Origin of the sequence: Vibrio sp. McD22-P3 (assembly GCF_021568915.1) — a bacterium.
GTDB classification, from domain to species: Bacteria; Pseudomonadota; Gammaproteobacteria; order Enterobacterales; family Vibrionaceae; genus Vibrio; species Vibrio mediterranei.
Window position 1 is genome coordinate 193,357 of sequence record NZ_JAKGTN010000002.1, and the last position, 20,714, is coordinate 214,070.

Annotated in this window: 17 protein-coding genes; 11 read left to right on the forward strand and 6 right to left on the reverse strand. The window is 43.9% G+C overall.

Annotated features, from left to right (window positions below; all coding sequences use genetic code 11):
- Nucleotides 1–57: 57 nt before the first annotated feature.
- Both L2W36_RS02955 and L2W36_RS02960 read right to left on the reverse strand, forming a co-directional pair.
- Complete coding sequence (locus tag L2W36_RS02955) at nucleotides 58–954, reverse strand: GGDEF domain-containing protein (protein ID WP_124941506.1); 897 nt, start codon at nucleotides 952–954, stop codon at nucleotides 58–60.
- Nucleotides 955–1,147: 193 nt separating this feature from the next.
- The gene (locus L2W36_RS02960) at nucleotides 1,148–1,543 is read right to left on the reverse strand and encodes a DUF413 domain-containing protein (protein ID WP_236109282.1); all 396 of its coding nucleotides are present in this window, start codon (nucleotides 1,541–1,543) and stop codon (nucleotides 1,148–1,150) included.
- 269 nt (nucleotides 1,544–1,812) lie between these two features.
- On the opposite strand from L2W36_RS02960, the gene L2W36_RS02965 reads away from it, so the two are divergent.
- Both L2W36_RS02965 and L2W36_RS02970 read left to right on the forward strand, forming a co-directional pair.
- On the forward strand, nucleotides 1,813–3,186 hold the full coding sequence (locus L2W36_RS02965; RefSeq protein ID WP_236109283.1) for a DNA-3-methyladenine glycosylase 2 family protein: 1,374 nt from the start codon (nucleotides 1,813–1,815) through the stop codon (nucleotides 3,184–3,186).
- The gene (locus tag L2W36_RS02970) at nucleotides 3,183–3,659 is read left to right on the forward strand and encodes a methylated-DNA--[protein]-cysteine S-methyltransferase (RefSeq protein ID WP_236109284.1); all 477 of its coding nucleotides are present in this window, start codon (nucleotides 3,183–3,185) and stop codon (nucleotides 3,657–3,659) included. The genes L2W36_RS02965 and L2W36_RS02970 overlap by 4 nt, the downstream gene beginning before the upstream one ends.
- Before the next feature lie 423 nt (nucleotides 3,660–4,082).
- On the opposite strand, the gene L2W36_RS02975 is transcribed toward L2W36_RS02970, so the two are convergent.
- Nucleotides 4,083–5,630 carry a DUF3612 domain-containing protein gene (locus L2W36_RS02975; protein WP_236109285.1) on the reverse strand — a complete coding sequence of 516 codons (1,548 nt, stop codon included), beginning with the start codon at nucleotides 5,628–5,630 and terminating at the stop codon, nucleotides 4,083–4,085.
- 155 nt (nucleotides 5,631–5,785) lie between these two features.
- On the opposite strand from L2W36_RS02975, the gene L2W36_RS02980 reads away from it, so the two are divergent.
- The 3 genes from L2W36_RS02980 to L2W36_RS02990 all read left to right on the forward strand — a co-directional run bounded on the left by L2W36_RS02980 (nucleotide 5,786) and on the right by L2W36_RS02990 (nucleotide 12,372).
- On the forward strand, nucleotides 5,786–6,358 hold the full coding sequence (locus tag L2W36_RS02980; RefSeq protein WP_006070283.1) for a malate synthase: 573 nt from the start codon (nucleotides 5,786–5,788) through the stop codon (nucleotides 6,356–6,358).
- 160 nt (nucleotides 6,359–6,518) lie between these two features.
- Nucleotides 6,519–9,422 (forward strand): HD domain-containing phosphohydrolase, encoded by a 2,904-nt coding sequence (locus L2W36_RS02985; protein WP_236109286.1) that lies wholly within the window; start codon nucleotides 6,519–6,521, stop codon nucleotides 9,420–9,422.
- A gap of 55 nt (nucleotides 9,423–9,477) precedes the next feature.
- Nucleotides 9,478–12,372 (forward strand): HD domain-containing phosphohydrolase, encoded by a 2,895-nt coding sequence (locus L2W36_RS02990; RefSeq protein ID WP_236109288.1) that lies wholly within the window; start codon nucleotides 9,478–9,480, stop codon nucleotides 12,370–12,372.
- 74 nt (nucleotides 12,373–12,446) lie between these two features.
- On the opposite strand, the gene L2W36_RS02995 is transcribed toward L2W36_RS02990, so the two are convergent.
- Nucleotides 12,447–13,469, reverse strand: a complete 1,023-nt coding sequence (locus L2W36_RS02995; protein ID WP_063602991.1) for a GGDEF domain-containing protein — start codon at nucleotides 13,467–13,469, stop codon at nucleotides 12,447–12,449.
- A gap of 239 nt (nucleotides 13,470–13,708) precedes the next feature.
- A complete protein-coding gene (locus L2W36_RS03000; RefSeq protein WP_236109289.1) occupies nucleotides 13,709–14,950 on the reverse strand; it encodes an NADH:ubiquinone reductase (Na(+)-transporting) subunit B in 1,242 nt (413 codons plus the stop codon).
- A 143-nt stretch (nucleotides 14,951–15,093) separates the two neighbouring features.
- Here L2W36_RS03000 and L2W36_RS03005 point away from each other — a divergent pair, with 143 nt between their 5' ends.
- Genes L2W36_RS03005 through L2W36_RS03015 form a run of 3 tightly spaced genes read left to right on the forward strand, consistent with a single transcriptional unit; the run spans nucleotide 15,094 to nucleotide 18,729 of the window.
- Nucleotides 15,094–16,434 carry a DASH family cryptochrome gene (locus L2W36_RS03005; protein WP_236109393.1) on the forward strand — a complete coding sequence of 447 codons (1,341 nt, stop codon included), beginning with the start codon at nucleotides 15,094–15,096 and terminating at the stop codon, nucleotides 16,432–16,434.
- An 11-nt stretch (nucleotides 16,435–16,445) separates the two neighbouring features.
- Entirely contained in the window at nucleotides 16,446–17,996 is a 1,551-nt protein-coding gene (locus L2W36_RS03010; RefSeq protein WP_236109291.1) for a cryptochrome/photolyase family protein, read from the forward strand.
- A gap of 7 nt (nucleotides 17,997–18,003) precedes the next feature.
- Nucleotides 18,004–18,729 carry an SDR family NAD(P)-dependent oxidoreductase gene (locus tag L2W36_RS03015; protein ID WP_236109293.1) on the forward strand — a complete coding sequence of 242 codons (726 nt, stop codon included), beginning with the start codon at nucleotides 18,004–18,006 and terminating at the stop codon, nucleotides 18,727–18,729.
- Nucleotides 18,730–18,735: 6 nt separating this feature from the next.
- Here the strand turns inward: L2W36_RS03015 and L2W36_RS03020 are convergent, their stop codons facing one another.
- The gene (locus L2W36_RS03020) at nucleotides 18,736–18,894 is read right to left on the reverse strand and encodes a DUF2256 domain-containing protein (protein WP_006070291.1); all 159 of its coding nucleotides are present in this window, start codon (nucleotides 18,892–18,894) and stop codon (nucleotides 18,736–18,738) included.
- Between the two features lie 132 nt (nucleotides 18,895–19,026).
- Between L2W36_RS03020 and L2W36_RS03025 the strand changes: the two genes are divergently transcribed.
- The 3 genes from L2W36_RS03025 to L2W36_RS03035 are packed head-to-tail and all read left to right on the forward strand — an operon-like array spanning nucleotide 19,027 to nucleotide 20,685.
- Nucleotides 19,027–19,824 (forward strand): PhzF family phenazine biosynthesis protein, encoded by a 798-nt coding sequence (locus tag L2W36_RS03025; protein ID WP_006070292.1) that lies wholly within the window; start codon nucleotides 19,027–19,029, stop codon nucleotides 19,822–19,824.
- A gap of 43 nt (nucleotides 19,825–19,867) precedes the next feature.
- Nucleotides 19,868–20,449, forward strand: a complete 582-nt coding sequence (locus tag L2W36_RS03030; protein WP_236109394.1) for an HD domain-containing protein — start codon at nucleotides 19,868–19,870, stop codon at nucleotides 20,447–20,449.
- A complete protein-coding gene (locus L2W36_RS03035) occupies nucleotides 20,446–20,685 on the forward strand; it encodes a GNAT family N-acetyltransferase (protein WP_236109294.1) in 240 nt (79 codons plus the stop codon). Before L2W36_RS03030 ends, L2W36_RS03035 begins: the two co-directional genes overlap by 4 nt.
- Nucleotides 20,686–20,714: the final 29 nt, after the last annotated feature.

Here is a 20,714-nt window from a genome sequence, read left to right on the forward strand (position 1 = left end):
AAGTCAAAGCGGTCAAGTGGCCGCTTTTTTAGTGGCCGAGTACTCTGTGCTGATCGGCTAACTTAATACCATACTTTGATTTCTACCTCGGCTCTTTGCAATGTACAACGCGTCATCCGCTCTTGAAAAAATATGATTATTTCGCTCTTGATAGCGAGCTTGGGTTATGCCAACGCTCAATGTTATCGAAAAGGTCTGCTGTTCATAGTGGAAAGGCGTATCGGCTATGGTACAGCGAATGCGTTCCGCAATCTCGTAAGCCGTGTGCTCTTCAATATCAGGTAGAAGCAGTGCGAACTCTTCGCCACCTACTCGGGCGAAAGTATCATCAGGCCGAATGATATCTTGTATTCGAGCAACCACTTCTTTTAGCGTGTTATCCCCTGCTAGGTGTCCATAGGTATCGTTGACCTTTTTGAAGTAATCAATATCCATCAACAATAAACAGTGTGGGGTCGTGCTTTTAGTTATGGTTGCTAATGTGGAGAAAAAATAGCGGCGATTAGCTATTTGTGTGAGTGGATCGGATTCACTCTGTTTACGGAGCTTTAGTTCAAGGCGATGGCGCTTCGATATGTTTCGAGTGAGCCAACAAACTACCCTTTGGTTTTTACAGGTAAAAGAAAGCGGAAAGATCTTGCCCTCAAACCTTAATGTGCCTGCTGGACCCGATTTGGGGTCAATGCCGTTAAGATCTTCAACGCATAGATCATATTCGACAGTCATGACCTGATTATTATCGAGTGATGTGATGATTTGACTGATATACCAGTCGGCTTGCTCGGAAGGCATTACCGAGTGCAGAGTTTGCCCAATCAGTACACTGCCGTCATGATACGACTGAGTATCAGTCCCGCCAAGAAAATCAACATATTCTCCTTCTTCACTTATTATGAAGACAGGATCAGGTAAACAAGAAAGCACCTCATATACTTCGTCTAATTCAGTAAGCATGCTCTTCCACGAATATTTTTATAATTTACTTTATTAACAATAGAGTATATAAGCAAAAAATAAATAACAAAGGTGATAGAAAAAGCTGAGGTTGAGATCGAGAAATAGGTTTAAAAGCTATATGTGACAGCTAGTTGTATAAGCTATCACATATATTTACGACAAGCTGGAGAGCCTTGGTTTCCCTGTAAAACTAGTTGTCAGAATCTATATTCTCATCAGTTATGTCATCACTGAGCACATCTGAATCGTCATAGCCCACATCTTCATTGATTGTCTCTGGTTCAGATTTCTTACCATTTAATGCATGAAACCTTTTCCTATCGCGTGCAAGGTGTATGTATTTCAACCATGTTTTTTCTAGTTTGCTCTCTGCATGACTTTCGTCTTGGAGCACTTCTAGAAAGTGTTTTTCTGAATCCGATTCCGGAGATAGCTCGCCACTTTCTAGCAAACTCATCGTATCTCCAAAGCGAATCAAGATATCTTCTTCAGCTAAAGTAAAATCGCCAGATTTAGCAAATCCACGTCGAAACCGCTTGTTATCGTAAAAAGGTCTCTTTCCAAGACGAAAATCTACATTTGACATAGCCACCCTCATAAAATGACGTTAATCATCGAACTCAGCCTCAGTATAGACAGAGGATGTAAGGTTTTTGAAATTCTACCCATCGATTTTTTCAACGTTTTTTGGTTTGTTCATTAACTCATTGGTTAGACGCTACTTTTACTTGGGTTTTTTAATATTGTGTGATGGTTTGATGAAGATTTCATGTCGCCCTTGAGTTCCGAAAGTGGCTAGTAAGATGCAAAATGTGCGTTACACTGGCGATAGAGTAGGCAAGGTTAGAGGCAGGTATGGAGTCACTTAGTAGAGAGCAATGTTCTGTTGCCCGATTATCAAGGGATCCAAGGTTTGATGGCGTATTTTTTGTGGCAGTGAAGACAACGGGCATTTTTTGCCGCCCTATTTGTCCAGCAAACTTGCCACGAGAGGAGAATGTTGAGTATTTCTCTACGGCGCCTGTAGCGTTGCAGGCAGGATATCGACCTTGTTTGCGCTGTCGTCCGGATAGTGCGCCTAATTCGTGGGCCTGGCTTGGTAAAGAAACCAGTTTTCGACGAGCATTAAGTTTGATCGAGCAGGGGGCGTTACAGCACTCCAATTTGGAAACGTTGTCAGATAGGCTCGGCGTTACCAGTCGATACTTAAGACAACTATTTCAAAACCACCTGGGTATGTCACCCAAGGTGTATGCTCAATATCATCAATTAATGTTTGCCAAACAACTGCTTCACAACAGTTCACTATCAATAACTGATGTTGGTTTTGCCAGCGGTTTTAATAGTACTCGACGATTCAATGATGCCTTTAAGAAGTATCTTAAATTGACGCCTTCAGAAATGAGGCGTCACCATGCAAGGCAAGATGACAGCGGTCGCAATGTGATTCATTTGGCTTACCGAGGTCAATATCACTGGGAGTCGTTACTCGATTTCTATCGTTTAAGAGCAATAGAAGGCGTAGAAGAAGTGACGCAATACAGCTACGCTCGTTATGTGGAGATTGATGGTAGTTTAGCTTGGTTCAAGTTACACGCTGATGTGGAGGGCAAGCAAACAATCAAAGTGGAATTTGAATTGGAAGATGTCACAAAACTGTCTTGGTTGATGAGCAATATAAAAAGAGTCTTCGATTTAAACACCGATGTGGCTTTGATTGAAGAGTTGCTATCGAAGTACGACGACCAATTAGTTATTAAATCAGGGCTGCGGCTTCCTGGTGTGTGGTCGACTTGGGAAGCGGGTGTTCGAGCTGTAGTTGGGCAGCAGGTTTCGGTAAAAGCAGCTATAGGGCAGCTTAACTTGCTGACTGACACTTTGGATCATACGGTATCTGGGCAGCGAGTTTTTCCTAGTGCGGATATCGTCGCCCGTTCCGACCTTAGTTTTCTTAAAATGCCAAACAGTCGAAAAGAGACATTAGCCCGGTTGGCTCATCATATTACCAATTCGCCCGAGGACACACCAGATAACTGGTTGGCTCTAAAAGGCATAGGTCCATGGACCATTAGTTATGCAAAGATGAGGGGAGCCTCCGAGCCCAACTTGTTTCTTGATACAGATTTGATCGTTAAAAAATACCTTGCTGAGCACCCACAATTGAACGCTGCGAATGTGTCACCTTGGGGAAGCTACGCTACATTACATTGTTGGAGTCATTTTTCATGAACTACTACCTAATAACACCAAGCCCACTTGGGAATGTCACTATTCAAGCGAACGATGATGGTCTGCTAGGACTTTGGTTTGAAGAGCATACTACATTGCCCGATGTTCTGGGCTCACTAGCTCCCGAGCATCCAATTTTGGCTGAAGCTTCTAAACAGCTCTCTTGTTACTTTGAAGGCAAGGTACAGTCATTTGATCTCCCCTTAGCAGCTGAAGGAACTGATTTTCAAAAGCTTGTTTGGCGAGCGTTGTGTGATATCCCTTTCGGAGAGTCGATAAGTTACCAAGAGTTAGCGAATCGAATAGGCAAACCTAAAGCCGTAAGAGCCGTTGGAGCTGCAAATGGAAAAAACCCCATCTCAGTTATCGTTCCTTGTCATCGCGTAATTGGGAAAAGTGGTACATTGACAGGCTATGCTGGCGGAGTTGAACGAAAAAGAAAGCTGCTGGAGCTTGAAGGAATTAAGCTCTAACACAACAGAGAACCTAAAATGTTGGAGCATTGTAGGGTATTTAGTCTGTTATCTATTGGTGTTGTTTTATAAATATCAGGTTGCTTAGATACTGATTTCATATTGCTATGGTTTTTTTATTGCGTTTTTGCAAATATAGAGAAGGACTAATTGCAAAATGCATCTGTTTTTGCAAAATGAAAATACTATATGAGTATGGTTTACATGAAATCGATACTTATCTGACCAGAATTATCTGAAAACAACGATTTAAAAAGTTGGCACGCTTGATGCATTATTTAGAACGACCCTTTTTAAGCCGAGGGTCACCTAGCCAACTGACGTTGTTAGTGAACCTCTATTGTTCACACTTGTATATGGCCAGTCACACTATTTGGTGGCTGGCTTTTTTTATTTTTAGGCTAAGAGCTAAATCACTGAGGCTTACACAATATCGCCTAGTTCAACTCCCTTACTTTCAGCACAGCCTTCATAACAGCTTGGTTTTCTCGGACATGCTGCTCCTCTCGAACAAATTAACCGTGCATCGCCTTCAATACCTCGTTCAACCCAATTGATATTGAGGATTTTAGCCACTGTTTGCAGATCCTTTTTGATAGAACGAGGAATGCTGACACTGCCACCCCCTTCGACACATGATCGTTTTAGTTCACTGGCTATCTCCAATGCGTTGCCGCCTTGAGCATCTATCGCAGGATTTAGATCAATACCCGCGCAGAGTACTCGATTATTTCCAGCCGGGTCGGTCATGTTGATGGATTCACAGCAATAAATACGAGGTTCTTCACCCACATTAAGAATAGAGATTTGTGCAGAAGAGCCGTTTTGAGGTTCAGATAAGCGCCTAAATACCGCCCAGTGTTGACACGGGTCGTTCACCATCCGCATGTTTCCCCATGGCAGCGGAATACCGTTTCCTCGGTAGACGGCTTTGAGCTTTCCAGGCCCGTAGGCGTCGAAATAGTGCCAATGTGGATAGGGAGATACCACGGTCATACGACGCATGGCGACAGACGGAGATACGCCTGCACGTTTGTGAACGTCGATTTCATACCCACTTCTGTCTAGTAGTTGTCTAAATGGGACTTTAGGGCAAAGTAGGGCTCCTGCAAAAAAGCTGGATTCAAAATCTCTCCATGCTTGCAAAATATCTTGTGAGTTGAGAGCAGATGTGGACTGGTTGGCTGCAGAGTCTTCCCAGCTATTGTGATGACCAACACTGAGTACGCTTTTCAGCCCTTCTTCACTGTGCAAAATTCGGTGTCCGATATAAACCGCTAGATCATATTTGAGTCTTGTTGGGTATGCTTTGAGTATTTCGTTTAGGTAGATGGTACCTGGAGGCTCAAAAAACGAGGTAACGAGTTGCTTAGCATTAATTCCTAACTCATCCACCACATCTTTCGGTGTGCGATTGACCCATTGAACTCGCAAACCTAAATCGCCAGCAATATCGATCAGATCTTCTACAGATAGATTCAATCGCTTCAGTCCCACTTCTTCTGCAGCCCGTTCTAGATCGGGAAAGTGGTTTTGCAAACTTTCTTGGTGAGCGCGGATCAAAAGATGGGCGAATTGTCTTCCGGTGATTCCGGTTTGCGACAACATTTCCGGAATGGCAATTTGCAGTATGTCGTTTGAAAATAAAAAGCTTGGCTCTAAAGCCATGCCACTGATGCCTCCGCGATTGCCTTTAACCGGAGTAATTTCTTCTTGCTCAGGCTCATTATCTAAAAACCATGCTGGATCTTTTTGGAAAACTTCGGCGATAACTTCAAGCATATCGATGCTTGGGACGCGTTTTCCTCGTTCAATCATCGATAGATACGAAACAGAAGGAGCGTACTCTGGGTTGATGCGAATACAACGCGCAGAGAGGTCTTCCATTGTTAAATGGTTGCGTTTTCTAAGGTTTCTTACCTTAGTGCCCAAAAAATGGGACTGACGGATTAGACTTTTTGACAGAGGCATTTTGTAAAATTCACATTGTAAAATTTTTGTTGTGAAATTGTAGTCAAAAACAGGCTAGTCTACAAAGTATACAAATCACAAAACGAATATAAATTTAAACACTTGTTTAGGATATTTGCTCTAAATAGAACAAAAGGCCGTATGAGGGAAAGACTATGAACATGCTGACATTCGATAAAACAGAACTACATAAAAACCACTCAACGTTTATCGCAGAAGCTGTCTTTGCCGTGGAAATGGTGAAAGCCGACGAGCAAATAGAGAAACAAAAGATGGCGAAACAGCTGCTTGATACTTTGTTTCCACTAGAAAATGGCTCACACGAAGACGTGGTAAGTTACGAAATAGATTATCGTCACGTGCAAGCTTATTTTAAGAATGGTGAGCATACGGGGTTGAAGCGCGCAAAACACTTTGTGGCTTACGCCGGTGATAAATGTGCTCCTGAAGCAATTCTATTCCGTGATGAGAGTGGGACACACGTAGAAGTGATGATGGGTAAGCGCAAAGGAACCGGTAATCTAGAGCTTGTAGAAATTGAAGATATCCAACTAGAAACGTGCACAACCTTCGGCCAAACAGAGCAATGCCATGCGTCTGGTATTCGCCACTGGGTTAGCCTAGTTCAAGGTGATGACCAAGGCCGTCCTAGAGCTTGTAGTGAAGACAAAGAGTTTACGGCGAAAAACGGTGACGATTATAACCTCGGATTTAGTTTCGCCTTTTAATACCCGCTAGCACTTTTACTTAAATACCGTTTTCCTTTGGTAGTGAAGCCCCACTTACGAGCAGTGGGGTATTTTTTTATATTATTTTTCTATATTTAACTTCTCGTCAATAGCTAACTCGACTAGTCTTATATTGTGTCAATTCAAAGTGTTAGTCGATATGCCAACCAGCTCGCAATCCAGTAAAAAGTTCACTCTGCCTTTGCATATTCATATCTCCGCAATTTTCGTCATTTTGGTGTTGGTGATAAGTGGTGTTCAGATATGGATTACTCAAACGAGTATGAATAAAGTTCTATTGAATGCGAATGAAAACTTATTTGAACGTATCGCCGGCGAGACACGCAGTAATATGTCCTATCACTTCGGCCCAGCATTTAGCATTGTCGATGCCTACTCTGCTGGAGAACTGGTTCGGGAAGTAGACCCAGAGCAGCGTTTTGCATTTGTCCCGGAGTTAGTGTCGCTTTTAAGAGCAAATAGACATATCTTCTCGCTAAAAGCGGCGTTTCCTGATGGTGAGTGGTTAGCGGTTGTTCGTTTAGCGGATGATCGGATGCGGACTCATTTAGGGATTGACCACAGTGCAGAGTATGCGGCGTTAAACTTTAATACAGATACAAATAAGCTAGAGGTCAGAACTTACAGTGCTCACCTTGCCTTGCTGCAATCTCGTGAAATGAGTAGCCCGCTTCGCGACCCACGAAAATTAGATTGGTTTCGCACAGCATCGCTGGTACACGCTCACGTATCTAAACCATATTTTATGCCGGTACTGTCGCGAACCGGTATCACTATTCATCGAAAAGCAGCTAATGGAGCGGTGTTTGGAGCGGATATTTTATTGGATCAAGTATCTGAAGTATTAAGGGACAGTGATGAAAACCGCGATGCACTTAGAGTGTTGTATGACGACGACTTTAATGTATTTGCTTACAGCCGACCTGAATTATTTGAAGTAAGAGATGCTTTAAGACAGTCGGCACCTCTCAAGTTGGGAGAAATTAACCACCCCTTAATCTCAGGAACAACAAACATCGTTGAGTTCGGTCCGCAAGCCAAAGAAATCAACTATCAAGGAGAAAAGTGGGTCGTTAAAGTCGATAAGCTGCGCGGCACTCGTGACCAGCTATTTAACCTAGTGATGGCAGTAAAGTCAGAGCAGCTCTTGAAAGATGCCAATATTGTAGCGAAACGCTCGCTGATAGGTTCGTTCTTCGCATTATTAATCGCATTACCCTGCATTTACTATCTTTCGCAGTGGCTAGCACGGCCAATTCGTCAGGCTACTCAGAAAGCACGAGCCATACAACATTTCAACTTTGATGATGGTGGTCAGGAGCACTCTAGAGTCACTGAAATCAAAGCTATGTCGGATTCATTGACGGTGATGCAGGCGACAATAAAGCGTTTTCTTTCTCTGACCAATTCAATGGCAAAAGAGAATGACCTAGAGCGGATACTTGAATTGGTTTGTGTCGAAACCGCAGATGCAACGAGCGCAAACAGTACATATTTGTATTTATTGAGTAAAGATGAGAAATATCTCGAACCTAAGTTTATCAAGCTCAAAACCAAAGGCATTATTGATATCACTACACAGCCGCGATTACCCCTAGATGAACCTAGGCTTGCTCAAGATGTAGAGGTATTTTTTAATCAAAAGCAACCGGTTTATTCTAAGTATTACGAGGCTAGGCCTTTTGTTGTTAAGGAAAATGAAACCGACAACTTATTGTTTATTCCTTTGATAGACCGCAACAAAAAAGTAATTGGTGGGCTGGGTTTAGGCTTTGATGAAGAGCATGAATCTCAAGTATTAATGGATAACAAAGAGTATCTAGAGACGTTGGTCGCATATGCCTCTGTTACCATTGAAACTCAAACAATGTTGGCTGACCAGAGAGCGCTATTGGACTCATTCATTCAAGTGATGGCAGGAGCTATTGATACCAAATCACCCTATACCGGCAACCATTGCCAGCGTGTTCCAGTGTTGACTGAAATGCTGACTCAAGCAGCTCAGGACTCTACTAAAGGGTCTTTCGCCGATTTTTCAATGAGTAAAGAACAGTGGGAAGAGCTGCATATTGCCTCTTGGCTACATGACTGCGGGAAAGTGACCACACCTGAGCATATTATCGATAAGTCCACCAAACTGGAGACCATCTACAATCGAATTCATGAAGTCAGGACTCGCTTTGAGGTATTAAAGCGCGATGTAGAACTAACCACTTATCGAGCTAAATTTAGTGGTCAAATAGATAATCAGGACTTGGAAGCGATTCGCTTGGCTCAGGAAGAGTTAGATAAGGAATTTGCACTGATTGCTGAAATCAATTTGGGCTCTGAGTTTTTAGATGACGACAAAGTAAAACGTTTAGAAACTATTGCTCAAAGAACATGGCAGAGCACGATTGATCCTAGATTAGGTCTTTCATGGGAGGAGCTCGCACGTTATTCGGACAATCCTTTTGTTGAAGGTAAAAATGTTCCCGTGTTGGCAGATAATGAATCGCACTTGGTTGCGTGGGAAAAAGCGCCTCTTCGGGAAGAACGTTTTGTTTTAAAGGCTGGTGAGCATCAAAATAACCAAGGTGAGATGTACAACTTATCGATTCGCAAAGGCACGTTGAACCCTGAAGAACGCTACATCATAAACAGCCATATGATAGAGACACTGCGAATGCTAGAGAGCTTGCCATTCCCAAGACATATGAAAAATGTGCCTCTTTTAGCTGGTAGTCATCATGAGAAAGTGGACGGAACCGGGTATCCATTAGGTTTGAAAGCCAGCGAACTTCCCCTCCCTGCTCGTGCCATGGCTATCGCTGATGTTTTTGAGGCACTAACAAGTTGTGACCGACCATACAAGAAGTCAAAGATGCTTTCTGAAGCCATCAAAATCATGAGTTTTATGGTAAAGGACGGACATTTGGACCCAGCTTTGTTCAAACTGTTTTTAACCTCTGGTGTCTATCGTGATTATGCGCAGGCGCATATTGATAGTAAGCAAATAGATGACGTGGATATTTCTCAGTATGTGGATGAGTTAAGCTACTAAAATCGGTGGCGTAACCTATTATTAATTATCAGTTAATTAGTTTTAGGTACGTGAAATGGATTTCAAAAGGGCGGGCAAAAGCTGGTTCCGTTACCCACTGCACATCCACATATCGAGTTTGTTTATCATCATTGTGATGTTGGTGTGCGGTGTGCAGTTATGGCTTACGTATTCAAGCTTAAATAAAGTATTGGTTGACGCTAATGACCATCTATTTGACCGAATCTCTGGTGAAGCGAGAGCCAATTTGCTTCACCATTATAGTCCTGCATTTTCAACCGTTACTGCATTTTCCAAAGGGCAGTTGAGTCGTTTTTCAACGCATGACGAACGTCTCGGTTACGTTCCCGAAATCAGCTATTTATTATCCGCTAGCCCTTCTATTTTTTCCTATACCTTAACGCTACCTAATGGTGACCATTTCAGTGTCTATCGAGTATTTGACCGTAAGATCCAAAAGGGGTTTGAGGTTTCTCCTGAGGCACACTATGTGGTGTTTAGTTACTATGCTGACCAGCAACAATTACATAGATACGAGTACGATGAAGAGCACGAATTGGTTAACTTTACCTCACAAGATGGATATCAGACCGACTTAAGAGAGCGAGAGTGGTTTAGTATTGCTAACTCCGACTCCGTATCTATGTCTGCACCCTACTATTTCCAAAAGTTAGGAAAGATTGGTGTCACAGTGTCAAGGCGTTCCGAGAGTGGCGCAGTGGTCGCCGCGGACATCACCTTGGATCAAATTTCTCAGGTGCTTGCTGAAACCATCAGTCGTAAATCTTCATTTCGGGTGCTCTATGATGAAAGTGGGCGCTTGTACGCCTACAGCAACCCAAAACAAGTAATTATTCAAGAAGGCGCCTTGGATAGTGCCACCATTCTTATTGAAGATATTGATAACCCTGTTGTTCACGAAGCCGTTCTATTATTTGGCAATACGGTAGATACCGTACATGAATTTTATGTCGACGGTGAAAAATGGATAGGTAAAGTAACTAAGTCGGTCAATAACTCCGGTCATGACTTGTATTTGATGATGGTGGTGAAATCCACAGAGTTGTTGGATAAGTCTCAAGTTATCGCCAAGCGATCAATCCTGACCTCACTCATCGTTTTATTGATTGCCCTTCCTTTTGTGTATATTGCAGCGCAGCGTGTTTCTGCGCCAATTCGAAGGGCAACGCTACGAGCACAGAAAATAGAGAGCTTTGACTTTTCTAGAAAGACACCGCAAAAGTCACATATCAAAGAGATTCATGACTTATCTCAAGCTCTGTTTGGGATGCAGCAGACACTATCTAGATTCTTGCTATTGACCAATGCGATTGCAAGGCAAGACGAGTTGAAACCTTTGTTGGATTTAGTGGCTAACGGAGCACTAGATGCGACCAGTGCGAAGCGTGCTTTGTTGTATCTAAGTGATGATGACAACGTGTTGATTCCGCACAGTGTGATTTCAAAAACGGACGATAAGTTTGATCTCTCTGCACTGTCACCACTTGATGCAAAGAACCGCGATGTAGCGTATTTATTCGAATCTTTAAATGGCACCCGACCAAAAGCGTTAGCGGTCGAATATCAGGACATCAAGCATGCTATTCCGCAAATAGGAACCCATGACGTGTTCTTGTTTTTACCGTTGTTAGACAGAGGTGGTCAGGTGTTAGGTGGCTTCGGTTTGATTATTGAAAGTGAACAGCTTGATACGTTGTCGACCACACGTTTGCCATTTATTGAATCATTAAGCGAATACGCTTCTGTTGCCATTGAGTCTCAGCAAATTCTTGCTAATCAAAAAGCGTTGCTTAACTCGTTTATTGAGGTCATGGCGGGCGCGATTGATACGAAATCTCCATACACGGGTAATCACTGTCAACGTGTTCCAGTACTAACAGAAATGTTGACCAAAGCCGCCGAGCAGTCTGAAACTGAGCCATTTAAAGGCTTTAAGCTGTCATCTGAAGAGTGGCAAGAGTTGCAGTTGGCAGCTTGGCTACATGACTGTGGCAAGGTAACGACGCCAGAACATGTGGTTGATAAAGCAGTGAAGCTAGAGACAATCTATAACCGCATTCACGAAATAAGAACACGATTCGAGGTGCTTAAACGTGACGCACATATCTTGATATTACAGCAGGCCCTAGGTGAACCTTTATCGTTTGAATTACAACAACAGCTAGACGCTAAATGGCAGCGCATTGATGACGACTTTGCCTTTATTGCCGCCACGAATGTAGGCGGTGAGTTTATGACGGATGATGCGGTGACACGTCTTCATTCTATCGCTCAGCGGCAATGGACTAAAACTATTGATGAAGGCCAAGGGTTGTCTTGGGAAGAGCGTCGACGTTATGAGCAAGCTGAAACAAAACCTGGTGAAAGTGAGTCGGTGTTGGCCGATCAGCCATATCATGCCATTCCATGGGCAGTTGAAACAGAGCCTTCGACTCGATTTACGCTTAAAAAACCGATGTATCAGAATAATTTGGGAGAGCTGTATAACTTATCGATTCGCAAAGGCACGTTAAACGATGAGGAGCGTTATGTGATTAACAACCATATCGTTGAAACCATTAAGATGCTGGAGAGTCTGCCATTTCCAAAAGGAATGCGTAATGTTCCTGCTATAGCTGGCGGTCATCATGAAAAAGTGGATGGAACTGGATACCCTATGGGGCTCAAAGCCGATGAAATGCCGCTTACTGCCAGAGTGATGGCGTTAGCCGATGTCTTTGAAGCGTTGACCAGTGCAGATAGACCTTATAAAGAACCCAAGACGTTATCAGAGTCGATTAAGATCATGTCTTTTATGGTCAAAGACCAACACCTTGATGCAGAGTTATTTAAGCTATTCTTGACGTCTGGGGTTTACCAAACATTTGCCATGAAGTTCTTAAACCCTGAACAGATTGATGAAGTAGATATAGAGCAGTATTTATCGTGACGTAATAAAAGGGGCAGAGAGTGAATTATCTGCCCTTGTTATTCTAATTTATGACTAGGGTTTTTACTGAGCGATTAAAAAGGCATAACTCGGTTGCGGCCTGCTCGTTTGGCATCATAAAGCATCTTATCTGCGCGATCGACCAGTGAGGTGTAGGTATCACCTGCTGTAAATTCAGCGACACCAAAGGAAGCGGTAATATTGCCGACCTTTGAACCATTTTTTCGATCTTTAATCGTCATTTTTTCAATGGCCAGACGCAGTGCATCCGCCATTTGTCTTGCCACTCTCAAGGACTTATTAGGAATGATCAATGCGAATTCCTCTCCGCCAAAACGGTAGGCAGTTATCCCACCTCGACAAGCTTGTTTTAGACGTTGTGAAATGCCTTTTAAGATCGTATCACCAAATAGGTGCCCGAATTCGTCATTGAATTTCTTAAAGTGGTCAATATCCAAAAAAATGAGGCTCATTGGCTGCTTAGCATCGCAGAACATGTTGAGGTCGGCGTCAAACGCTCCGCGATTATACAATGACGTCAAACTATCGAATAACGCATTGCATTGAACCTTAGCCAACTGTGATTTTAGGCGTGCTATCTCATCACTGGCGTTTTTTAACTGGTTATGAATGAAGTCGGTTGAATGGCGAATATCGTTTGCTTCGTCAACCAACTGTTGAATCAAAGGCATTACTTCATCAAGTGTCGGATCGCGCTGCGATTCTATTTGCGTGCTTAATCCGTCAAAACTTTGCTCAAGTACTTTGGAGAACTGTGATGTATCGGCGATGGCATCCGTCATTGAACTTGAAACTTCAGTAACTAGGGCTTCCATATTGTGCTTGAGATCTTGCAAATTGACTTCGGCTTTGCCGGCAATATGGTCGCGATAAAGTAGATTGGTGTTTGCGGGCGGTAAAATGTCGAAATCTTTGAGAATAGCGTCAACTTCAGCGTTCAGTTCTGGAATGGTCTGATCGACATAAGTATACCAAAGTGCATAATTGGCAGGCGTCGCGGGAACGTGGTGTTTTACCATCAATGGTACTGCTTTTTTTAAATTAGCCGCCGATTTCTGAAAATCGTTCTTTTTCATGATCTAACTATTGTCCTTGGCTCATTCTGATTGGCGAGGCTTGCACTTAATTTGAACTCAGACTCTTCTGGTCCGATTATTTATAATTATCCAACGAGTTCAGTAGTTTGTCACTTTAGAAAGTTCAGTTTTTGAAAACGGACTCAAATATTAACGTGATTTTGGTTCAATAATGGCGCTATTTATAAAATGCATTAAAATTAACGCCATTATTTGTTGGCTGTGTAAATTTGTAGCGGCTAATTGCTAATGCGCCTCTCTCGCCGTCTAACTACGGCCTCTTTCACGAAGTGGTCGAATAGCGGTGCGAATAAATTAGCAAATAATATGGCGAGCATAATACCTTCCGGATAGGCTGGGTTGAGCACTCTGATACCAATAGTCATAACTCCTATCAGTAAACCATAGGCCCATTTCCCTGTATCAGTAAACGCAGCGGACACTGGGTCGGTTGCCATAAAAAAGGTACCAAAAGCGACACCACCAATGACGAAATGCCAATAAACGGGCATCGAAAACATAGGGTTGGAATCCGAACCAATGGCATTTAGCATGGTGGCGGTTACGGTGAGGCCAATTAAGACTCCCGCCACAATTCGCCAAGAGGCGATTCCGATTGCTATCAAGAATATACCCGCCAACACAATCAGTATTGTTGATACTTCGCCCATAGACCCAGGCAGGTTGCCAAAGAAAGCATCCCACCACGTTAATGGCTGTCCGGTTAGGGTACTATAAAGGGCACTCTCCCCACCTTCATACCATTGGCTTAGCGGTGTAGCGCCCGAATAACCATCTGCGGCGACCCATACGGCCCCTCCAGACATTTGAGCGGGGTAGGCGAAGTAAAGAAATGCCCGTCCAGCGAGAGCCGGATTTAGAAAATTGCGCCCTGTACCGCCGAAAACCTCCTTAGCGACCACAATACCAAAGGTTATCCCTAATGCTGCTTGCCAAAGCGGGATAGTTGGCGGGAGGATGAGAGCAAACAAGATTGAGCTGACAAAGAAACCTTCGTTAACTTCGTGCTTGCGGACGATAGCAAACAGGACTTCCCAAAAACCGCCCACAATAAATACGGTGAGGTAGACAGGTAAGAAGTAGCTAGCGCCAAACAACATTTTACTTGCCCAGCCCGCCGCAATCAGATCATTGGCAGAGCCAAATGCCAATGATAGGCGCCAGCTTTCGGCGATCATTTGATTGATTTCTTCTGGGGAATAGGTGACCGATAGCGCTGCGACAGTCTGGTTGCCAATATTAAACATCCCCCAGAACATTGCGGGGAATACAGCGATCCAAACCATTATCATGATGCGTTTGAGGTCAATACTATCCCGCAGATGTGTCTGTCCTCGAGTGACGTGCCCAGGCGTGTAAAACAACGTGGCGACTGCCTCATAAAGTGGATAAAAAGTTTGGTATTTGCCTCCAGCTTCAAAATGAGGAGCGAGTTTATCGAGGTTTTTTTTCAATGACATCCCAAAGCCCTCCTTGAGGTGTTGTTTATAGCTTCAACAAAGTTTCTACGTGATGGAATCACAGAATGACCAACTCTCTTCTAAGCTATCAAGGGTGTTACTGCGTATCAGATGTCTGGGAAAAGATGACGTTGGGGAATGGTATGTCAAAAAGAAGAGGAATTTATTGGTTCAACCATGATCTCCGGTTGCACGACAATAAGTTATTGCAAAAGGCCAGCGAGCACGTCGACAGACTGCATTGCGTGTACTTTGATGAGCTGAAAACCATGTACGACAGACGCTTTCTGCCGGTAGAGATAGACGATTCAGCGAAGCGAGAGTTCAAAATGCAGGCGCTGGGTGAGCTGAACCAATCTCTGATGCAACTCGGGCAAGTACTACATCAAGTTTCCGTCACCAGCCTTGATGAGGCCGTGAGCCAGCTAGAACAGATGTTCGACTATTATTCGATTACTGATCTGTATGTAGCGAACAGTGCAAGCTGGTACATTGACTATGTGGTTACTAAAGCGCTCTTCAAGCGCACCGATATCGTTTTGCATCGTGATGATACCGAGTCCTTATTTCACCAAACGTTACTGCCTTTTGACTTAGAAGACTTGCCACACTCTTTCACTCGTTTCAAGAATAAATTGGAAAGTATTGTAGTGCCGTCCCCATCTCAAACTACGACCCAGCTACCACCTCCAATGAATAATCGAGATGGCCTCCCTGCCAGCTATGGGTGCGAACCGTCTTCTTTGAAGCTTCATAGCAGCGTTCGTGGAGGTGAACTGGCGGGCTTAGGGCATGTGCGAGACTACTTTGCTACTCAGGCGGCGCTTAGTTACAAATCCACACGCAACGAACTCGATAACTGGAGCAGCTCGACCAAATTTTCTCTCTGGTTAGCCAACGGCAATGTGTCGCCCAGAGCAGTGGTGAATCAACTACACCGTTTCGAGCAAAAGCATGGTAGTAACGAGTCCACTCACTGGATTCTGTTTGAACTACTCTGGCGCGAGTACTTTCATTGGTACAGCCACAAACATGGCGCCAAGCTGTTTGCATTTGGTGGGATACAAGACAAGCGTCCCCTGACCACTTTTTATGCCTCAAGATTACGTCAGTGGGTCGAAGGCAACACGCCGTTTCCCATTGTGAATGCTTGTATGAACCAACTCCGTGAGACAGGCTACATGTCTAACCGAGGGAGGCAACTGGTCGCGAGCTGTTTGGTGCACGAATTGTCACTCGACTGGCGCTATGGTGCGTGCTATTTCCAGCACATGCTTATTGATTATGATGTCGGGTCGAACTGGGGAAATTGGCAATATTTGGCTGGGGTGGGTGCTGACCCAAGGGGGAACAGAAAGTTTGATTTAGATAAACAGAGCCAACTCTATGATCCTGAAAGTGTTTTCATCCGTAAGTGGAAGGGTGACCGGCCTAATTCCAGTTTGAACGCGGTGGATATGACGGATTGGCCAATTCAGGACTGATAGGAATGAAAATGGGATACAAAACGCTGAGACTCGTCTTGGGTGACCAATTGGATAGCCAACATTCATGGTTCTCTCAACTGGACAATGATGTCCTCTATCTAATCGCCGAACTAAAGCAAGAATCTGAATACGTGACGCATCATATTCAAAAGCAAGTGGCGTTCTTCCTATCCATGGAAAGTTTTGCGCAAAGCTTAATGCAGCAAGGGCATCACGTTCACTATCTCACTCTAGATGACACTTGCGACTTTGACTCTTTAACGGAGCTGATTGCTTCAGTCGGTGAGCAACACAACATCGTTAGATTTGAGTATCAAAGGCCAGACGAATATCGTCTGCTTGACCAGTTGTCTCGCTTTTCTCACCCACAATTTTCAGCCACCTTGGTGGAGTCTGAACACTTTTTACTGCCTTTTTCAGAATTAGAAACCTATTTCGTTAGAGGTAAAGCATTAGTCATGGACCACTTTTATCGCAAGATGCGCAAGAAACATGGCATGTTGATGGAAAGTGAAACCAAACCACTTGGCGGTAAATGGAGTTATGATGCTAATAATCGCAACAAACTAAAAAAATCCGACATAGAGGCGCTACCCACACCGTTATTGTTTGCGTCACCGACGAAGGAGACGGTGTCTCGGATAGAGCGTCACAACCTCACTTCGATAGGACGAATTGGTGAACAACTCATTTGGCCGATTAATCGTTCTCAATCTCTCACTCTACTGGCACACTTTTGCCAAGTTTGTTTGCCCAATTTTGGCCGTTTTCAAGATGCGATGACGGAACAGCATGAGAGTCAGTGGAGTCTGTACCATAGCCGCCTTTCATTTTCGCTTAACTGTAAGATGCTTTCCCCTTTAGAGGTGCTGTATGCAGCCATTGAACAGTATGCTCACTCTGATGGGCAGATCACGCTTGCACAGATTGAGGGCTTTGTCCGACAGATACTTGGTTGGCGTGAGTATATTCGAGGCATGTATTGGAGCAATATGCCAGACTACTCGACGGCCAATGCGTTAAAAGCCTCTAGGGCGCTACCTCAATATTTTTGGAATGGCGAGACAAAGATGAGTTGTATGAAGCGAGCCATCACTCAGTCTCTTGATTTCGCTTACGCTCATCATATTCAGCGTTTAATGGTGACTGGTAACTTCGCGTTGCTCACAGAGTTGGACCCAGACCAAGTAGAGCAATGGTATCTTGGTATTTATGTTGATGCGATTGAGTGGGTAGAAATGCCCAATACCCGAGGTATGGCTTTATACGCAGATGGAGGACTTATTGCGACCAAACCTTATGGTTCCAGTGGTGGCTATATCAACAAAATGAGTGACTATTGTAGTGGGTGTTTTTATAACGTCAAAGAGCGTTCAGGCCAACAAGCCTGTCCTTTTAACGGATTCTACTGGCGGTTTATGCATAAGCATCGTGAGTGGTTGAGTAAGAACCCCCGCACAGCGATGATTTATCGGACTTGGGACAGATTGGCTCCCGAAGTACAGGATGAACATCTTACAACGGCCGAAGCAAATATAGCTCGAATAGAGCGCCTGTGAGGTATAGATGCAGCCATTGAATGTTTTGATCGTTGGTGCTTCTGGAGGGATAGGGAGTGCGTTAAGCCAACATATTCTGACTCACACCAATGCCAATGTTTTTGCTACTTATCGCCGTGCTCAGCCTAGAGTGCAGCACGCGCGATTGCGCTGGTATGCTTTGGATGTCACCGTAGAAGATGACTATAGCTCGTTAACGACGTCACTCGATGCTGAGGTTGACCATCTAGATTGGGTCATCAATTGTGTTGGTGTCTTGTCGATAAATGAGCTTACTCCTGAAAAGAGTTTAAAGGCAGTTACCTCAAACAACCTTATGACCAGTATTCAAGTCAATACTCTGCCTACTTTGCTGTTAGCAAAGCACATTTTACCTTTTATCAGAAGGTCGGATGCCCCCCGCTTCGCTACTATATCCGCAAGAGTAGGTAGCATTGACGATAATGAATTAGGTGGCTGGTATAGCTATCGCTGCTCAAAAGCCGCGTTGAACATGGCAGTGAAGAACATAAGTATTGAATGGGGTCGCTTAATCAAACGTTCCTGCACGATAGCTTTACATCCTGGAACGACGGACACCGAACTTTCTCTGCCTTTTCAAGCCAATGTGCCAGAAAAACAGCTATTCGCGCCAGATAAAACCGCAGGATTACTGTTCCACGTTTTGGAAAATCTTAGACCAGAAGACAACGGTCGGTTCATTGCTTACGATGGCAGTGATATTCGGTGGTGACAATGTTTAACATTCTGACGTTTTCTTAGCTCCACGCGCTTTACTTGAGCATCGCTTTGAGCAATAGCGAACTTGCTCCCAGCAGCGTTGCCATTTTTTTCGCCAAGTGAAAGGCTTGTCACAATGACCACAGATTTTTCTCGGAAGATGTGATTTTCGATGCATATTGATCGCGTCTTGGTTCTTTTTGATATCTACGAGTTGATAACAGACGAGATCATCACCCATAACATTTAAACTCTTCTCGCGATTATTTTATCTATCCTTTAAAGTAGTAACGGTCCATAAGGAGTCGTCATGCAGTTAGATATTTATCAGGTAAATGCATTTTCCAGTGAGCCCTTCAAGGGCAACCCTGCTGGTGTGTGTATTACTCAAGAACCGTTACCCGCATCGTTAATGTTGTCTATCGCTAAGGAAATGGCGATCTCAGAAACCGCATTTCTATCATTATCCGATAACCGCTTGCGTTGGTTTACACCTCAACTGGAAGTGGCGCTTTGTGGCCATGGCACACTGGCTACTGTTAATGTACTAGATGAAATAGGGCTGTTAGAAAAAGATGGAAAATGCAGTTTTCATACGCTTTCTGGGGAGCTTCATGCGCAGAAAGTTGGTGAACGTATTTCCTTAGATTTTCCACTTTATCCTGCCAATGAGGCTAACATGTCGCTTGCGAAATTGGAGGCTCTGGGTCTGAAAGAAGAGGATATCGAGTTCTGGGGTGAGTTCGAAGGTGGTAAAGACTTACTGGTGATGAAAAGTGAAGAACGCCTGCATCATCTAACTCCAAATTTTCACGCTCTTAACCAATGTGAAGGTCGAGCATTGGCGGTAACGGCTAAATCTGAGCGTAGTGATGTGGATTTCATCGTTCGCTATTTTGCTCCTTGGGTTGGAGTCAATGAGGATCCTGTTACGGGGTCTGCCTATTGTGCATTGGCTCCTTATTGGGCCGATAAACTCAATAAGTGTTCATTAATTGGCTTCCAAGATTCTGAGCGCGGAGGCTACGTTGGTATGATGTTGAAACAAGACCGTATTGAGCTTAGTGGTCAAGCGATTACGCTTATCAAAGGTACTATCAGTGTTTAATGAGAAATGGATTCCTCAGTTTCTGGACTTTATTCGAGCGGAAATGATCACTGATGCGGCGCATGATCTTAACCATGTATTACGGGTCGTTAATTGTGCTAAACGCTTATCAGTGACAGAAAACGCTAATTTGGATGTGGTTATTCCAGCGGCCTATTTGCATGATTGCTTTACTTATCCTAAAGATCATCCAGAACGTGCGAGCAGTTCAACTATCGCGGCACACAAGGCGTGTCAGTTTTTGAGATCAATAGGTTACCCAGAGCTGCATATTGATGCCATCCACCATGCGATTGTCGCGCACAGTTTTTCCGCTAATATCGCAACCGATTCTATTGAAGATAAAGTAGTACAAGATGCTGACAGATTAGATGCATTGGGTGCTATAGGTGTTACACGTTGTATTCAGGTTGCGACCAGTCTAGGTCGAACTTTGTATAGTACTGATGACCCTTTTTGCATTGAGCGTTCTGCTGACGATGCCAAGTTCACCATTGACCATTTTTACATCAAGCTATTTTCCATTGCAGACACAATGAAAACCGAAGCGGGTAAACAGGAAGCAATCAGTAGAGTGGCGTTTATGAAACAATATCTAGCGCAATTAGGGCACGAAATATCATGATTGAACATCAACAAGATAGACAGAGATTTGTACTCTCTTCGAACGGGCAAGACTCGGTATTGGATTACAAGCTTTCGGGTAATACGGTTAATTTTACTCACACCTTTGTACCAGAATCACTGCGTGGAAAGGGCGCTGCAAAACAGTTAGTCGATCACGGTCTTGCGTGGGCTAGAGAGCAAGGCTATCAGATTGAAGCCGACTGTTGGTATGTGGCTAGATTCTTGAGTAGATAACCGTACCTTGGGTTAGCTTAGCGACGGTT

Bases quoted from the DNA above. Each gene is read 5' to 3' on its own strand.
- L2W36_RS03030 (WP_236109394.1), top strand. From the start codon at position 19,868: ATGATCACTGATGCGGCGCATGATCTTAACCATGTATTACGGGTCGTT.
- L2W36_RS02985 (WP_236109286.1), top strand. From the start codon at position 6,519: ATGCCAACCAGCTCGCAATCCAGTAAAAAGTTCACTCTGCCTTTGCAT.
- L2W36_RS02980 (WP_006070283.1), top strand. From the start codon at position 5,786: ATGAACATGCTGACATTCGATAAAACAGAACTACATAAAAACCACTCA.
- L2W36_RS02955 (WP_124941506.1), bottom strand. From the start codon at position 954: ATGCTTACTGAATTAGACGAAGTATATGAGGTGCTTTCTTGTTTACCT.
- L2W36_RS02990 (WP_236109288.1), top strand. From the start codon at position 9,478: ATGGATTTCAAAAGGGCGGGCAAAAGCTGGTTCCGTTACCCACTGCAC.
- L2W36_RS03000 (WP_236109289.1), bottom strand. From the start codon at position 14,950: ATGTCATTGAAAAAAAACCTCGATAAACTCGCTCCTCATTTTGAAGCT.
- L2W36_RS03005 (WP_236109393.1), top strand. From the start codon at position 15,094: ATGTCAAAAAGAAGAGGAATTTATTGGTTCAACCATGATCTCCGGTTG.
- L2W36_RS02965 (WP_236109283.1), top strand. From the start codon at position 1,813: ATGGAGTCACTTAGTAGAGAGCAATGTTCTGTTGCCCGATTATCAAGG.
- L2W36_RS02960 (WP_236109282.1), bottom strand. From the start codon at position 1,543: ATGTCAAATGTAGATTTTCGTCTTGGAAAGAGACCTTTTTACGATAAC.
- L2W36_RS03015 (WP_236109293.1), top strand. From the start codon at position 18,004: ATGCAGCCATTGAATGTTTTGATCGTTGGTGCTTCTGGAGGGATAGGG.
- L2W36_RS03020 (WP_006070291.1), bottom strand. From the start codon at position 18,894: ATGCATCGAAAATCACATCTTCCGAGAAAAATCTGTGGTCATTGTGAC.
- L2W36_RS03035 (WP_236109294.1), top strand. From the start codon at position 20,446: ATGATTGAACATCAACAAGATAGACAGAGATTTGTACTCTCTTCGAAC.
- L2W36_RS03025 (WP_006070292.1), top strand. From the start codon at position 19,027: ATGCAGTTAGATATTTATCAGGTAAATGCATTTTCCAGTGAGCCCTTC.
- L2W36_RS02975 (WP_236109285.1), bottom strand. From the start codon at position 5,630: ATGCCTCTGTCAAAAAGTCTAATCCGTCAGTCCCATTTTTTGGGCACT.
- L2W36_RS03010 (WP_236109291.1), top strand. From the start codon at position 16,446: ATGGGATACAAAACGCTGAGACTCGTCTTGGGTGACCAATTGGATAGC.
- L2W36_RS02995 (WP_063602991.1), bottom strand. From the start codon at position 13,469: ATGAAAAAGAACGATTTTCAGAAATCGGCGGCTAATTTAAAAAAAGCA.
- L2W36_RS02970 (WP_236109284.1), top strand. From the start codon at position 3,183: ATGAACTACTACCTAATAACACCAAGCCCACTTGGGAATGTCACTATT.